The following is a 14,426-nucleotide window of genomic DNA, read 5'->3' on the forward strand; positions in this document are numbered from 1 at the left end:
TCGGCGTCAGTAGACGTCTCGGACGTAACGCTTCTCCGCCGAAAGAGCCTTCACATACGCCTCGGCACTACGAGGGGCCAGTTTTCCGTGTTGAGCAACTACACCGTTGAGGGCGTTGTCGACGTCCTTGGCCATCCGGTTGGCATCGCCGCAGACGTAGAAATGTGCGCCCTTCTGCAGCCACTCCCACAGCAGCGCGCCCCGCTCACGCATCCGGTCCTGCACGTAGACCTTGTCGGCTTGATCCCGGGAAAATGCGAGGTCGAGTTCGGTCAGGAAACCGTCCTTCCGCAATTCTTCGATTTCTTCGCGGTAGTAGAAGTCGGTCGCCGCATGCTGTTCCCCGAAGAACAGCCAGTTAGGACCCGTGTGCCCCAACGCCCTCCTCTCATGCAGGAAAGCGCGGAACGGCGCGATGCCGGTCCCCGGACCGACCATGATCATCGGGGTCTCGGGATCGGACGGAGGCCGGAAGTGAGTCGACTTCTGCACGTAAATTCCGATGTCATCACCGTCAGCGTGATCTGCGAGATACGTCGAGCACACTCCACGGCGTGGGACGCCCGCGACGTTGTATCGGACGGCGGACACCGTCAACTGCACTTCGCGTGGGTTCTCTTTCGGACTGGAAGAAATCGAATACAACCGCGGCTGAAGCGGTTTGAGTAACGAGAGCCATTCGTCGGTCGAAGCACGAACCGGCGACTGGGCAAGTACGTCGACGGACTGTCGTCCCCACGACCAGTCTTTGAGCGTGGAGATGTTCTCCGGCTTCATCAACTCGGCCAGGTCCGCATCGCGCGTTCGTTGATGCACGAACCGAATCATGTCGCTCGAGATTCGGGTGATCTCCAGGCGTTCGGTCAGCGCGGTACGCAAGGTCATCGCGCCGTACTGCCCCAGCTCCACGGTCTCCTCACCGTCGAGGCTGGTAAGGGTGAGCCACTCGTCGACAAACGGGGAACTGTTTCGCGGCCAGACTCCGAGAGCGTCGCCGGCTTCGTAACTGACCGTGTCGTCCGGAAGGTGAAAACCCAACTGCCGCACGTCTTTGGAAGAGCCTGGCCGGTTGAGCACGACATTGCGCGTCAAAGCGGTGGTCAGTGGCGCCTTCTTGTTGTACTGCAGCGGCGCCGACATCGCCGGTGAAATCGACGCGGCCACAGCAGTTGTGCCGGAGTTCTTCATTGCGACGACGACGTCGGTCGGCTCGCCAGCCTCCGTGCTCTGAAGTTCGGCCGTGACCGCGTCGAGCCATCCAGCAGCAGTGTCTTCGAAATCGGGCTCGCAGTCGGCACGTTCGACGATACGACTGGCTCCCAGTTCAGCAAGGCGAGCGTCGAGTTTTCGTCCGTGTCCACAGAAGTCGTCGTAGTTCGAGTCACCGAAAGCGATGACTGCATACCGTGTTTCGCCCATCCGAGGCACTGTGTCAGCAGCCAGGGCATCCCAGAAACCGCTGCCGTTGTCCGGGGATTCGCCGTCACCGGAGGTACTGGTGATCAGCAGGACCTCTCGGGTGGCCGCCAGGTCGGCAGCCGGGAACTCGTCCATTGCGTGCATCACCACGGGTAAGCCGACTTCGCTGAGTCGAGCGGCGCAGGCAGCGGCAAACTCCTCCGCGTTTCCGGTCTGCGATGCCCAGAGCACGACGATCGGCGCCCGCTCGGAGGTAGTGTCCGGACCCGGCGACAACACGGGCCCGTCAGTGCCAGGGAGCGAGGTCCGCGAGTACAGGCCGGCCAAGACACCGTCTACCCACATCCGCTTTTCGGCATCGAAGGGTGCGGCCGGAGGCAAGGTCGGCACCCCGGGAGTGCGATCGGCATCCGCACGCAACGCCGCGAGAAGACCTGCCAGATAGCTCTGCTGGAGCGGATCGAATACCACTGCGGGTGTTCCTGTTTGGCCGATGACATCGGCGAGGACATCGGTTCGCGACAAAGCCCGATCAGCCGCCTCGGGAGCCACCCGCGGCGATTCGGCGAACTCCGCTTCGGGCGTGTCCACGGCGACCTTCGTCATAGTGACGGCACAGGCTTTGAACTCCGGTTGCTGGGAGGCAGGGTCAATGGCGTCGTTGGTGACGGCGTTGATCGAGAGGTACTCGCCGAAGGCGTCGTTCCAGTGAAACGGCGCGAAGCAGTTTCCCGGACGCACTCGGTCGGTGACCACGGCCGGGAGCACGGCGCGGCCACGGCGTGAGGCGACCTCGATCGCGTCCTTGTCTACGACGCCGAGCCTGGCGGCGTCGTCGGGATGGATCTCGACAAATGGCCCGGGGTTGAGTTTGTTCAGCTTGGCCACCTTGCCTGTCTTGGTCATGGTGTGCCACTGGTGCGCAAGACGACCGGTGTTGAGCAGGAACGGGTAATCGTCGTCGGGCATTTCGGCGGGAAGTATGTGTGGCCGGGCGAAGAACATCGCACGCCCCGTGGCGGTGGGGAACGCGAGGCGCGGAGTGCTGCCGTCCTCTCGGACCAGAAGTCTCTGACTGACACCGTCATTGAGGTATCGGATGGGATGACGGTCTTGCTTACTCTCGGGCGGGCACGGCCACTGGATCGGCGACTTGCGGAGGCGCTCGTAGGTGACGCCGCGTAAGTCGTAGCCGGTCTTCGGATTCCAGAACTGCTTGATCTCCTCGAACACCTCCTCGGCGCTGGTGTAGGTGAATGCCTCGGAATAGCCCATCTCGCAGGCGATTCGGGCGATGATCTGCCAATCAGGCAGCGCCTGCCCGACCGGATCCAGTGCCTGTTGGAAGAGCGTCAGGTTGCGTTCGGAGTTGATCATCACTCCGTCGGACTCTGTCCACAATGACGCCGGCAGCAGGACGTCGGCGTATTCGTTGGTCTCGGTGCCCAAGAACGCATCCTGGGTGATGACGAGGTCAGCCTTCTCCAATCCGTCGATGACGGTCTTGCGGTTGGCTACCGTCGCAACAGGATTGGTGCAGATGATCCAGCACGCCTTGATTTCACCCGCCGCCATTCGGGAGAACAGGTCGATGGTCCCACCGCCGGTTTCGGTGCGCAGCGAACCCTGCGGGATCCCCCATCGCTCCTCGACGAAGTCGCGATCGGCGTCGACCATCACGGCGCGCTGACCTGGCAAACCTGGCCCCATGTAGCCCATTTCACGCCCACCCATGGCGTTCGGCTGACCGGTCAACGAGAACGGGCCGCTGCCAGGCGTGCAGATCGCACCGGTCGCCAGATGAAGGTTGCAGATGGCGTTGGTGTTCCACGTGCCGTGGGTGCTCTGGTTCAGACCCATTGTCCAACAGCTCATCCAGTTGTCGGCCTCACCGATCCATTGCGCTGCGGCGCGAATGTCGACTTCGGGGATGCCGGTGATCTCGCTGACCTTCTCCGGTGTGTACTCCGCGAGGAAGCTGGGCATCACCTCCCAGCCTTCGGTGAATTCGGCGATGAAGTCCGGATCGGTGTGCCCGTTCACGACGAGTAGGTGGAGAAGTCCATTGAGTAGTGCGAGATCGGTGCCGGGGGCGATCTGCAGGAACAAGTTCGCCTTGTCTGCGGTGGCGCTGCGTCGAGGATCCACGACGATCAACTTCGCGCCCGCCTTGACCCGCTCCTGCATTCGAAGGAAGAGGATCGGATGGCAGTCCGCCATGTTGGCGCCGGTCACGAAGAACACGTCGGCATGTTCGAAGTCTTGATAGGAACCGGGCGGTCCGTCGGCCCCGAGCGATTGCTTGTATCCGGTGCCGGCACTGGCCATGCAAAGTCGGGAATTCGATTCGATCTGATTGGTGCCGATGAAGCCCTTGGCCAGTTTGTTCGACAGGTACTGGGCCTCGAGAGACATCTGCCCGGACACGTACAACGCAAATGCGTCGGGGCCGTGCTCGTCGATGATTGCCCGCAGGCGGTGGGCAGTTTCGGTGATGACTGCGCTCATGTCCGCAGCTTCGATCGCCTCACCTCGGTGCGGACGCCGATACGCAGATTCCATGCGCCCCGGGCCGGCGAGCATGTCCGCCGTCGTGGTGCCCTTGGTGCACAAACGTCCGAAATTGGTGGGATGTGTCTTCAATCCGAACGACTTCGCCGCCTTCCGACGTCCGGTCTCGGGATCGGTGATGATGTCGAGGACAAGTCCACAGCCCACCCCGCAGTACGCGCAGAGGGTGTCGACACTGGTGGTAGTGAGTTGAGCGCCCATCGATTCATGCATCCCTTCGACCGAGGATCAAGGTCGACTTCCATCTTCGGATGCAGTTGTTTCGGGAGTTCATGCCCGATGTTGCGTATCAATCACTCTTTCCTCACCGCCGCCTTCGGACTGATGTGCGGTCCCGGAACCAGCAGTCGTTGACGGGCGGGATACGCGAATGCCCAGTTCTACGCCCTGCCGCCGAATCGAGCGATGTAGTGCCAGACCTTTTTGACGTCCTGCGGATCGTAGGAGCCGCGCCGGGCGAGACCCAGGATGGCAGGCGTCAGTCGACCGTCGAGCGCAACCTCTCTGGCAAGGTCGACGATGGTTGCTCCCCGATAGTCGGGATGTTCGGCGACCTCGTCGGCGTCGACCGCGTAACCGTCGTGCCACAACACCGGGCACGTGAGCGAGTGGGCGACCTCTTCGACCTGTGTGCCCCGGTAACTCGGATCCAGAACGAGTGCCTCGACGTCCGTTCCGATGTCGACGACGCCGTGAACGTGCGCCTCGATGTAGTGGTCGAGCGGATCCGCGAACTCGGTGGCTCCTGCGGCGTCGACCAAGCTCATCGCTTCCGCCGTTCCGAAGAGGCTGGGCTCGAAGACGCTGTCCGGGAAGCAGAAAGTGGTGCGGTCGAGCGTGTGCTCGGCAAGCCGGAAGTAGGACGAGCCGAACCGAGGAGATGCCCCGTACGGATCGGCGGAAAAGTTCAATGATCCGTACTTCGGCCGTTCCGACGGCTCTCGCTCGTCGTAGGCTCGGCCGAAAATCCGACTCTCCCAGCGCCAACGGTCGCCGCCGTGTTGTGCCGTCAGTCCCCCGTTGCTCGTACGAGTCTCGAACTGGGTCACGTAGGTGCCCTGACGTGCGATCGAGGCCAGTGTCAGGCCACTTTCAAATGGGAGGTCTGGATGAAAGTGCAACGTCACCCGGTGATTTCGGTCCAGCGGGCCGCCCTTCGAGAGGTCGTGCACGTGTGCAATCGCGGCAGACGCGGGAGAGGAATCGACAGGCATTCGCCCATTATCCGGATACGGAAGCAGCACCGGTGAAGAAGTCGACCAGTGAGTACGGTGCATGGTCACCGAGGCAGAGATCAAGGATCACGTGCGAGTCCGCGGCCTCGGATGCGCTGCGCACGAACATCGCTTCTTCGTACTCGGCGAGTGCCGCTTCGATGTCGTCGGGGTGCGCGGCGATCACCTTTCCCAGTTCGGCTCCGTCGAACATGGCCAAGTTCGCGCCCTCACCGGACGGGGTCATCAGGTGGGCCGCATCACCGAGGAGAGTCACCCCAGGCACGCGATCCCACCGGTGCGCGTCGGGAAGGGCGTAGATCGCCCGCGGAATCGGAGCGGTTTCGCCGTCTGTGATCAGCGCCGTGAGTTCCGTTGCCCAACCGTCGAACTCGGCCGCGATCCGCGCTGTCGCAGCGGGAGCGTCGTTGAAATCGATACCGGCAAACCATTCCGCCGAACGGTTCAACTGAACGTAGGTGTGCAGGATGTCCCCCGCCTCTCGATGCGCCGCGATCGCTTGTCCGGGCGCGGGCGCGTACATCGCCCCGTCACCGACCGCTGCGGCTGCAGCCGAGTGCTTCTCGTCGACGTCGTAGAGGTAGGTCTCGACGAACGTGGTTCCGACGTAGTCGGGCTTTGCATCGGAGAGCAGCGGCCGGATTTTCGACCAGGCACCGTCTGCACCGACGAGGAGGTCGGTGGTCACTGTCGAACCGTCGGCGAAGGTCAACTCGTGGCGGCCGTCGGCTGTGTCGGGTGAGCCGAGCAAGCGCACACTTTCGACCTTGCGTCCCCATTCGATCGTCCCGTCGGGAAGGGAATCGAGCAGGATCCGACGGAGGTCTCCGCGGAGCACTTCGGGACGTGTTCCCGTGCCGTCGTCGGGTTCGTCGAGGAGCACGGCGGCGTGTTGATCGAGTACGCGCGACGCGGCGCCGCCCTCGTGGATGATCGCGCGAAATTCGTCGGTGAGGCCGGCCGCCTCGAGCGCTGCCTGGCCGTTGTGTTCGTGGATGTCGAGTTGTCCGCCCTGCGTACGGGCCTCTGCCGACGGTTCCGCCTCGTAAATTTTCGCGGGAATTCCGTGGACGTGGAGTACGCGCGCGAGGGTCAGGCCGCCGAGGCCTGCCCCGATGATCGAGATTGACGTGTTCATGTTGATTCCTTCCAATGAATTGGAACGGCGTTCCAACAACAATCTTGGAACGCCGTTCCAGATATGTCAAGATGGTGCGTATGGCGACCAGAAATCAGCGGGCCGAACGACGCACGGATGCGCTCTCGAAGGAGCGCATAGTGGAGGCCGCGATCGAGATCCTCGATTCCGAGGGTGAAGGCGCGCTGACATTCCGTGCTCTCTCCGCACGCCTGGCAACAGGCAGTGGGGCGATCTACTGGCACGTTGCCAACAAGAGCGACCTGCTCGCGGCGGCGACCGACGACGTCATCGCCCGCGTGACAACCGAAGGAACCGAGAGCGCAACACCGCGTGAGGCGATCCGGATCATCACCCTCGGCGTGTTCGACGCGATCGACGCCCACCCCTGGATCGGCACCCAACTCTCACGTGAACCGTGGCAATCAGCGGTGATGCAGATCTTCGAAAGTCTCGGCGAGCAACTCCAGGCGCTCGGCGTTCCCGAATCGGCACAGTTCGACTGCGCGTCCGCGCTCCTGAACTACGTGCTCGGTCTCGCCGGACAGTACGCCGCGGGCGCCCGTCTGCTCCCCCGTGAGACAGATCGGTCCGCATTCCTCGCGGGCGTCGCCACGCGGTGGGAAGAACTCGACTCTGCGAAGTACCCGTTCCTCAATCAGGTGACTGCACAACTGCGCGATCACGACGACCGCGAGCAGTTTCTGGCAGGCATCAACCTCATCCTCGCGGGGATCGACACCGTCACTTAACCGCCGGACCCGTCAGCGCGAATGAACAGCGGTGTTGGAACCGAGCGCGATGTCGAGGAAATCTCTTGCTGCACCGCGTAATCCGCGATCGGGATCCCAGACGGCCTGCAGTCGCCGCGGCATCCGCAAGCCGTCGACGTTGACCGCGACCAGTCGGCCGTCCGTCAGGTCGGCGGCAACAGCCAGCGACGACAGAACGGCCGGGGCGTTGCCTGCCACCACCGCCGCCTTGACGGCGGTGCACGAGGTGAGCTCGAGCAACGGCGGCACACAATCGGGAACAGCGTTCTCGAGCGTCAAACGTGTACCGGACCCTGACTCACGCTGAATGAGCGGTGTGCGCGCGAGGTCCGCGACCGGAACAGGCACTCCGTTCGCCCAGTCATGCCCCGGTGGAACCACCACCACGAGGTGATCACGCGCCACCTCGCACGACGCAAGCGCCGACGGCACATCCGGCCCTTCGACAAATCCGATATCAGCCTTGCCTGCCTGGACTTGAGCGGAGACGTCCGAGGAATTGTGCAGACTCACCGACGCCACGACGTTGGGGAACTTGTGGCGCATCGCAACCGTCCACCCGGGGACCAGATACTCGGCAATGGTCATGCTGGCCGCGACCGTGACGGCTGCGTCGCGTTCACCGCGAAGAGCGGCAACTCCCGACGCCATTTCCTCGGCACTGACCAAAATATGGCTGGCCCATTCGAGAATCAGTCCGCCCTCGGCAGTGGGCCGTACACCCGTCGCTGCGCGATCGAAGACCTTGATTCCGAGCTGACGCTCGACCGAACGCACCCGGGCGCTGACTGCCTGCTGACTGAGCCCGTGCTCCCGGCCGGCAGCACCCATGCTGCCCAGACGCCCCACGGAAAGCAGGACGTCGAGGGCACTGAGTTCCGGCACCCGAGGAGACAACGACATAACCCAAGATTAGACCCACAAGGCGAGTTTGTGGGCATTCAAGGACAACCGGTCTACCGGTACGAACCGGATGAGACGACAGTGAAATACATGACCACCACCACGAGTCCCACCTTCGCCCACATCACCCCGAACTGGTTCGCGGCAGCGATGGGAACGGGAATCGTGTCGGTGGCCGCGGCTTCGCTCGAACCGGAGATCGAGGGCTTGAAACTGGTCTCGGAGATCTTCTGGGTCCTGGCGGTTCTCGTACTGTGCGCCCTGATCGGAGCATTCGCCACCCATTGGTCACAACATCGATGTCAGGCCCTCGCATACCTGCACAGCCCCGCGATGTTCCCCTTCTACGGCGCCGTCGCAATGGCACTTCTGACCGTGGGATCCGCAACCGGCATCACGGGCCCGGACTTCCTCGGCCACGACGTCGCGATCACCGTGTCGCTGACACTGTGGACACTCGGCACGGCACTCGGCCTGATCACCTACGTCGTGATGATGATTCGCCTGGTTCGAGATGCGGGAATGGCAACGGCTATGCCGTTCTGGCTCATGCCCGTCGTACCTCCGATGGTCTCGGCCACCACCGGCGCAGCGGTCAGCACCCACATGCCTGAAGGTGCACTGCGCATCGCGGTACTGGTCTTCTGCTACATCCTGTTCGCTCTGGCGCTGACCGCCGCCATCGGCATTCTGGTGGCCGTCGCCCGGCAGTTCGCACGCAACCGCTCGGCCGGCGTTGACGTGATCCCGTTCAATGCCATTCCGTCACTGTGGATTCCTTTGGGCGTGATCGGACAGTCGATCGCTGCATCGAACTTGTTGGCCGCCGCCTCCCGGCATGCACTCAGTACCCATCATGCCGACGCCTTGCACGAATTCGGAATCGCGTACGGAACCGTCGTCGGAATCATCGGCGTGATCGCCTTTGTCACGGTCACCACTGTCACCGTCCACGCACTGCGCCGCGGCTTGGACTTCTCACTCGGGTGGTGGAGCTTCACCTTCCCCATCGGAGCCTGTGCTGTCGGCGCGAATGCCTTCGGAGTCGCCACTGGTTCCACAGCAATCCTGGGTATCGCGCTTGCACTGTTGACTGTGCTCATCCCGATCTGGGCAACCGTCGCGGTACGGACCGTCCGCTCGATCCGCAGTGGCGCTCTCCCCGCGGCAGCATGAATTTGTATCGACGAGTTTGCACCGATGAGTTTTGGCTCGCCGTACGGTCTGTACTCACGTAGACCATTGTCGAGAGCGGGAGTACACGGTGAGTCAGTTATTGCGAGTGCAGAATTTCGGCGTTTCCAGAGACGGAATAGCATGCGGTCCGGACCAAAGCTTCGAGAGCCCGTTCGGCCTCGACCACGGTGAAATGTTTGCGTGGGCGGGAGCTACGGCCAGCTGGCCCAATCGCACCGATCCCGGCGGCAGCCGAGGCCTCGACGACTATTTCACCCGGGACTTCTCCAACAACATCGGTGCCGAAATCATGGGCCGCAACAAGTTCGGCCCTCAACGTGGTCCTTGGGAGAATCTCGAGTGGCAGGGCTGGTGGGGCGACGAGCCACCGTTCCACACCCCGGTTTTTGTATTGACCCACCACGTGCGGCCCTCGTTCACCCTCTCGGACACGACATTCCACTTCGTCGACGCCGACCCCGCGACGGCCCTCGAGCAGGCACGTCAGGCGGCGCAGGGCAAGGACGTTCGGCTCGGCGGTGGAGTCAGCACTATCCGTGAGTTCCTCGACGCGGACCTTGTCGACGCCATGCACGTGGTGGTCTGCCCGGTCGAATTCGGATCCGGTATACGACTGTGGGAGTCACCCGACGAGCTACGAGACCGCTTCAACCTCGAAATAGTGCCGAGCCCGAGCGGCGTGACGCACCACTTGTTCTGGCGAAAGTGACCTGGTGGGGCAGCTCCGGAAAACTGGAGTTGCCCCATCAGTTGCGCCTTAGGCCCCGGTCTCGACCTGGCGCCCCGACTGATACCACGCCATCGTTCCACCTGCCACCGAAACCGCATTGATGCCGCGAGCCTGCAAATACTCTGCCGCTTGCAAGCTACGGCCACCGACAGCGCAGATGACGTAAACAGTTTCGGCGTCCGGAATCTCGCCTACACGAGCGACGAATTCGCTGAGCGGAATGAGCGTCGCACCCGGAACTCGAACCTGAGCGAACTCGTCGGCCTCACGGACGTCGATCAACGGCTCACCCGCTGCCAAAGCCGTGTCCAGTGCATTCAAATCGACTTCCAACATTATTTCTGCGCCCGCCTTCATATTCGCTGCTGTCCGGATAGACGGTACCCGCGCGCGTTCCTGCGACTCCCTTTACGATCTGACAATGACCAATACGATTCCCGAAAAGTCCGGTTTTTGGAGTCGCCCCACGGTGTGGAAAGTACTCCTGCTGATCGTCGGCTACCTGGCCTTCTATCTCGCTGTCGGGCAGGTTACCTCTCGGGTTTTTGCAGACCAGATCGACACGGACAACGTCGTCGCGAGCGCCTCCAGCATCATCTTCGGCGTCGCATTGCCCATCGCGATCGGCGGAATCGCCCTGCTGGTTTTCGCGACCAAGGTCGGCTGGCTGCGCGATATCTTCGGTCCACAGCCCATTCGTGGGCGGGGTTGGATGTGGATCGGTCCGATAATCGTGGTCGCCGCCATTGTTGCGCATCTCGCGGGAACTGACTGGAGCGCGTGGACCACCGGCGAGATAATCGCCCTGCTGGTACTCGGTGCGTGTGTCGGACTGACGGAGGAACTGGCCACACGCGGTCTGGCAGTGAAGATGCTGCGCGACGCCGGCCACCGCGAGCGCTTTGTCGCCGTCGTGTCTTCCCTGGTCTTTGCACTCATGCACACGGTCAACCTGATCGCCGGGATGAAGCCGTCAACCGTCCTTGCCACCGTTGTCTTCACCTTCGGATTCGGCATGTGCATGTACCTGACCATGCGTGTGACGGGCACGATCTGGGCCGCAATCGTGCTACACGGCCTCACCGACCCCACCACCATTCTCTCGACCGGCGGGCTGGACACCTCGGTGACGACGGAGGTGAGTGGCGCCGCCGCCGTCGCCCCTCTACTCACGATCTTGTTGATCGCTTTCGGTGTCATCGCCATATTTCTCATCCGGGATCGAATCGGCGAAGAACGGCCCACACGCGTCTCGGCCTGACCACTCGCGACCGTACAAGACATACTTGTGCCCATGCCTTCTCGAACCACATACTCGATCGCCGTCGTGACTGCATCGTGTGTACTGGCGCTCTCGGGTGCCGTCACTCATGCCACCGCGGGGGTTCCGACAACTTCCGACGTGTCCACGACCGAGGCCGTCGTACAGCAGTCGGTCAGTGAGATATTCGCGAATCCGGGTTCCCACGAGGTCACCGAAGAATCGGTGACGGGGTATCAGCTCTTCTATCCCACCGATATCGCCACAGGCGAGGAACGGCATCCCGTCGTCACCTTCGGCAACGGCAGCTATGCGACTTACGAGGAGTACAAAGCGCTCCTGCAGCATCTCGCTTCTTGGGGTTTTGTCGTTGTGGTGGCCGACAGCAGCGTCACCGGCGACGGGACGGAGATCTTGGGGGCTGCCCAGTACGTCGTCGATCAGAACACCAACGCTGAGAGCATTTTTCACCAGCGGATCGACACCGACAACATTGCCTCGGTCGGACACTCCCAGGGCGCCGGTGGCGCGATCAACGCGGCAACCCAGTCCGAAAATCTGATCACCGCCACGGCGGTACTCGATTTGCCTGACCCGTGGTGGGCCTCGCGACCTGTCGACGTGATCGACGTGGCCCAGTTGACCGGACCGACGTTCTTCATGACCGGCGCCGACGACCCGGTCTCCACCGCCGATCCGCAAGCTGAGTACTTCGACAAAACCACTGGGCCGGCGGTCCGCGGCAGACTGCTTGGAGTCAGCCACAATTGGGCCGCAGACGGTGAAGGATTTCGTGGCTACCTCACCGCGTGGCTGAGGTTCACTCTGAGCGGCGACCAGACTGCTGCACCTGCCTTTGTCGGCGACTCGGCGGAAATTCTCACCGATCCCCACTGGGACCGGCAAGCCGTCAAGGGTTTGTGATGACGATCTTGCCGTAGACCTGCCCTGATTTCTGTTGCTCGAAGGCGTCAGCGAGGCGGTCGAGGCTGTAGGAAGAATCGATGACGGGACGAAGCGCGAGGCTCTCCAACCCGGCGACCATCTCCTCCTGGTGGGCACGACTGCCCACCAGGACACCTTCGATGGTGACCTGTTTGGTCAGTAGCGAACTCAGGTCGATCGACGACGAGGGGCCGTTCATGATGCCAAGCGCGCAGATTCGCCCGCCTGGTCTGACTGCCGCCAGAGATTGGCCGAGGGTGGACAGCCCGCCGACGTCGAGGACGAGGTCGATCCCGCCGCTGAGCCGCATCGCTTCCGTTCCCCAGTCCGGGCGCTCACGGTAGTTGACCACGTGATCGGCACCTAGTTCGACCAATCGTGCCATCTTGTCGGGGGCCGACGACGTTGCGATCACCTGAGCTCCAACAGCTTTGGCCAGTTGGACGGCAAACAGCGCCACCGTGCTGGTCCCAGGGATCAACACCGACGATCCGGGGATGATCGGGACGCCCGCGAACAGTGCACGCCACGCAGACAATCCCGCGGTAGGCAGGGTGGCGGCTTCCTCGTAGGTGTAGTTTCGCGGCATCGATGTTACTGCCGACGCCGACACCGTTGCGGCGGCGCGGGCGAACCCGTCGACGCCGTCACCGGGCGAGTTTCCGAAACCGTCGAAATCCGGTGCACCGCTGCGCCAATGCGGCAGGTAAGTGCTCATCACGCGATCTCCGACGCTGAACTGCGTTACGCCGTCTCCGACGGCAACGACCTCCCCGGCAGCATCGGACAACAGGATCCGCGGACCGTCGGTCGTTATCTCGCCGGTCGCTACGAGGTAGTCATGGTGATTGAGCGAATTCGCGTGGATCGCGATCGTCACCTCACCCACACCCGGCCCGGGGGTCTCGACCGTCCTCGATTCGAGGTTGTTCAATCCTCCAGGCGGAAGTACGTACACGGCGCGGTTGGTCATGGTGTGGATCCTCGCACGAATGATGATCGGGTGATGTTCGGAAAGGTGCTGCGACTCAGAGGAGAGAGGCGGTAAAGCCTCCGTCGAGAACCAGACTGCTGCCGTTGCACCACGACGATTGGTCGCTCGCAAAGAACACTGCTGCGGCGGCCACTTCCTCGGTCCGCCCATAGCGCGTCTGCTTGGTGACCATCAAGTCGTCGAATCCCCCGGACTCGAGGCCGAGGGCGTTCTCGAAGTCTTGCTGGTGACTCTTGACCAGGTCGGTATCGATGAATCCGGGCAGCAACGCGTTTGCGCGGATTCCATGGAAGCGAAGTTCGGCCGAGAGGGTTTCGGTGAGATTGCGAACCGCAGCCTTGGCGGCGGCATAGCTGCCGATCAAAGGCGAGCCGGTGGTCGACGAGATCGACGAAATGTTCACGATCGAACCGCCACCGGATGCGACGAGCGCGGGTAGCGAATGGCGGACGGTCAAGAACACTCCGTCGAGGTTGACGGACATGACTTTCCGCCAGTCCTCGAACGAGGTTTCGATCAGTGGAGTCGTGGTGGCGATGCCGGCGTTGGGTACTACGACGTTCAGTCCGCCGAACTCTTCGACCGCTCTGGCGACAAGATCTTTGACCTGCTGTTCGTCGGTGACGTCCGTGGTGACCGCGATGGCGCCCTCGATCGAGTCCGCCACGGTCTGTGCTGCGTCACCGTTGATGTCGGAGACTACGACGCGTGCACCCTCCGCCCCGAATGCCCGGGCAATGGCCGCACCGATGCCTGCGCCTGCTCCGGTGACTATCGCAACTTTGTTCTCGAGTAGATCTGACATGTCGGCTGCTTCCTTCAGTTCTCGGTCGGGACGTAGAAGAGCAATTCGGGTCCGGTGTCTCCGGTGGTCGCGATGGCCTCGGACATGTCGAGAGTTCCGTCGCCCAAAGCACTTCCCAATGCCTGGGCGGTGCCCGCGAGATCTTCCGTGTCGAGTTGATAGATGCTCAGGTAGCGGCGAGCGGGCAAGGCCTCCTCGGGCAGCAACTGCACGTCCGCGAGAGAGAATCTGGAGGCGGAGACAACCCCGGGCACTCGTTCGACGACCTGCGGAATATGCACGTCGTCGTACCAGCGGTTGAATGCTTCTTCCGAAGACGGATCGGTGGGGTGTACGTGTGCGACGAGGATCGCTGTGCTCATGGAGTTCCTGTTCGATTCGAAGTGCTTTGGGTTCAGCGTGTTTGGAAGGCGACGATATTCACCTGCAAGGCAACTGGCCGTGGCTGCGTGCGG

At 62.5% G+C, this 14,426-nt stretch carries 13 protein-coding genes; 5 read left to right on the forward strand and 8 right to left on the reverse strand.

Going from position 1 to position 14,426, the window contains the following annotated elements:
• Positions 1-6: 6 nt before the first annotated feature.
• The 3 genes from ACFWAD_RS15500 to ACFWAD_RS15510 form a co-directional block, all read right to left on the reverse strand.
• Complete coding sequence (locus ACFWAD_RS15500; protein ID WP_378545189.1) at positions 7-4,191, reverse strand: molybdopterin-dependent oxidoreductase; 4,185 nt, start codon at positions 4,189-4,191, stop codon at positions 7-9.
• A 179-nt stretch (positions 4,192-4,370) separates the two neighbouring features.
• Complete coding sequence (locus ACFWAD_RS15505; protein ID WP_378545192.1) at positions 4,371-5,204, reverse strand: DUF3626 domain-containing protein; 834 nt, start codon at positions 5,202-5,204, stop codon at positions 4,371-4,373.
• Positions 5,205-5,211: 7 nt separating this feature from the next.
• Positions 5,212-6,363 (reverse strand): FAD-dependent oxidoreductase, encoded by a 1,152-nt coding sequence (locus ACFWAD_RS15510; protein ID WP_378545195.1) that lies wholly within the window; start codon positions 6,361-6,363, stop codon positions 5,212-5,214.
• Between the two features lie 71 nt (positions 6,364-6,434).
• Between ACFWAD_RS15510 and ACFWAD_RS15515 the strand changes: the two genes are divergently transcribed.
• Positions 6,435-7,115 (forward strand): TetR/AcrR family transcriptional regulator, encoded by a 681-nt coding sequence (locus ACFWAD_RS15515; RefSeq protein WP_378545198.1) that lies wholly within the window; start codon positions 6,435-6,437, stop codon positions 7,113-7,115.
• A 12-nt stretch (positions 7,116-7,127) separates the two neighbouring features.
• Here the strand turns inward: ACFWAD_RS15515 and ACFWAD_RS15520 are convergent, their stop codons facing one another.
• Positions 7,128-8,039 carry a LysR family transcriptional regulator gene (locus tag ACFWAD_RS15520; RefSeq protein ID WP_283303336.1) on the reverse strand — a complete coding sequence of 304 codons (912 nt, stop codon included), beginning with the start codon at positions 8,037-8,039 and terminating at the stop codon, positions 7,128-7,130.
• Between the two features lie 90 nt (positions 8,040-8,129).
• On the opposite strand from ACFWAD_RS15520, the gene ACFWAD_RS15525 reads away from it, so the two are divergent.
• Both ACFWAD_RS15525 and ACFWAD_RS15530 read left to right on the forward strand, forming a co-directional pair.
• Positions 8,130-9,215: a TDT family transporter gene (locus ACFWAD_RS15525; RefSeq protein ID WP_378545201.1), complete on the forward strand. Its 1,086-nt coding sequence runs from the start codon at positions 8,130-8,132 to the stop codon at positions 9,213-9,215.
• 88 nt (positions 9,216-9,303) lie between these two features.
• Positions 9,304-9,945: a dihydrofolate reductase family protein gene (locus tag ACFWAD_RS15530; protein ID WP_378545204.1), complete on the forward strand. Its 642-nt coding sequence runs from the start codon at positions 9,304-9,306 to the stop codon at positions 9,943-9,945.
• Positions 9,946-9,993: 48 nt separating this feature from the next.
• On the opposite strand, the gene ACFWAD_RS15535 is transcribed toward ACFWAD_RS15530, so the two are convergent.
• Positions 9,994-10,302, reverse strand: a complete 309-nt coding sequence (locus tag ACFWAD_RS15535) for a rhodanese-like domain-containing protein (RefSeq protein WP_230813203.1) — start codon at positions 10,300-10,302, stop codon at positions 9,994-9,996.
• A gap of 85 nt (positions 10,303-10,387) precedes the next feature.
• On the opposite strand from ACFWAD_RS15535, the gene ACFWAD_RS15540 reads away from it, so the two are divergent.
• Positions 10,388-11,227: a CPBP family intramembrane glutamic endopeptidase gene (locus ACFWAD_RS15540; RefSeq protein ID WP_378545207.1), complete on the forward strand. Its 840-nt coding sequence runs from the start codon at positions 10,388-10,390 to the stop codon at positions 11,225-11,227.
• Positions 11,228-11,260: 33 nt separating this feature from the next.
• Entirely contained in the window at positions 11,261-12,151 is an 891-nt protein-coding gene (locus tag ACFWAD_RS15545) for an alpha/beta hydrolase (protein WP_378545210.1), read from the forward strand.
• On the opposite strand, the gene ACFWAD_RS15550 is transcribed toward ACFWAD_RS15545, so the two are convergent.
• Genes ACFWAD_RS15550 through ACFWAD_RS15560 form a run of 3 tightly spaced genes read right to left on the reverse strand, consistent with a single transcriptional unit; the run spans position 12,138 to position 14,333 of the window.
• Positions 12,138-13,145 carry an NAD(P)-dependent alcohol dehydrogenase gene (locus ACFWAD_RS15550; RefSeq protein WP_378545213.1) on the reverse strand — a complete coding sequence of 336 codons (1,008 nt, stop codon included), beginning with the start codon at positions 13,143-13,145 and terminating at the stop codon, positions 12,138-12,140. The two genes, ACFWAD_RS15545 and ACFWAD_RS15550, sit on opposite strands and share 14 nt — an antisense overlap.
• Positions 13,146-13,200: 55 nt before the next feature.
• Positions 13,201-13,971, reverse strand: coding sequence for an SDR family oxidoreductase (locus tag ACFWAD_RS15555; RefSeq protein ID WP_378447743.1), 771 nt, complete (start codon positions 13,969-13,971; stop codon positions 13,201-13,203).
• 14 nt (positions 13,972-13,985) lie between these two features.
• Positions 13,986-14,333 carry a hypothetical protein gene (locus ACFWAD_RS15560; protein ID WP_378545216.1) on the reverse strand — a complete coding sequence of 116 codons (348 nt, stop codon included), beginning with the start codon at positions 14,331-14,333 and terminating at the stop codon, positions 13,986-13,988.
• Positions 14,334-14,426: the final 93 nt, after the last annotated feature.

The sequence above is a fragment of the Rhodococcus sp. NPDC059969 genome, from assembly GCF_042738325.1.
Classification (GTDB): Bacteria; Actinomycetota; Actinomycetes; order Mycobacteriales; family Mycobacteriaceae; genus Rhodococcus_F.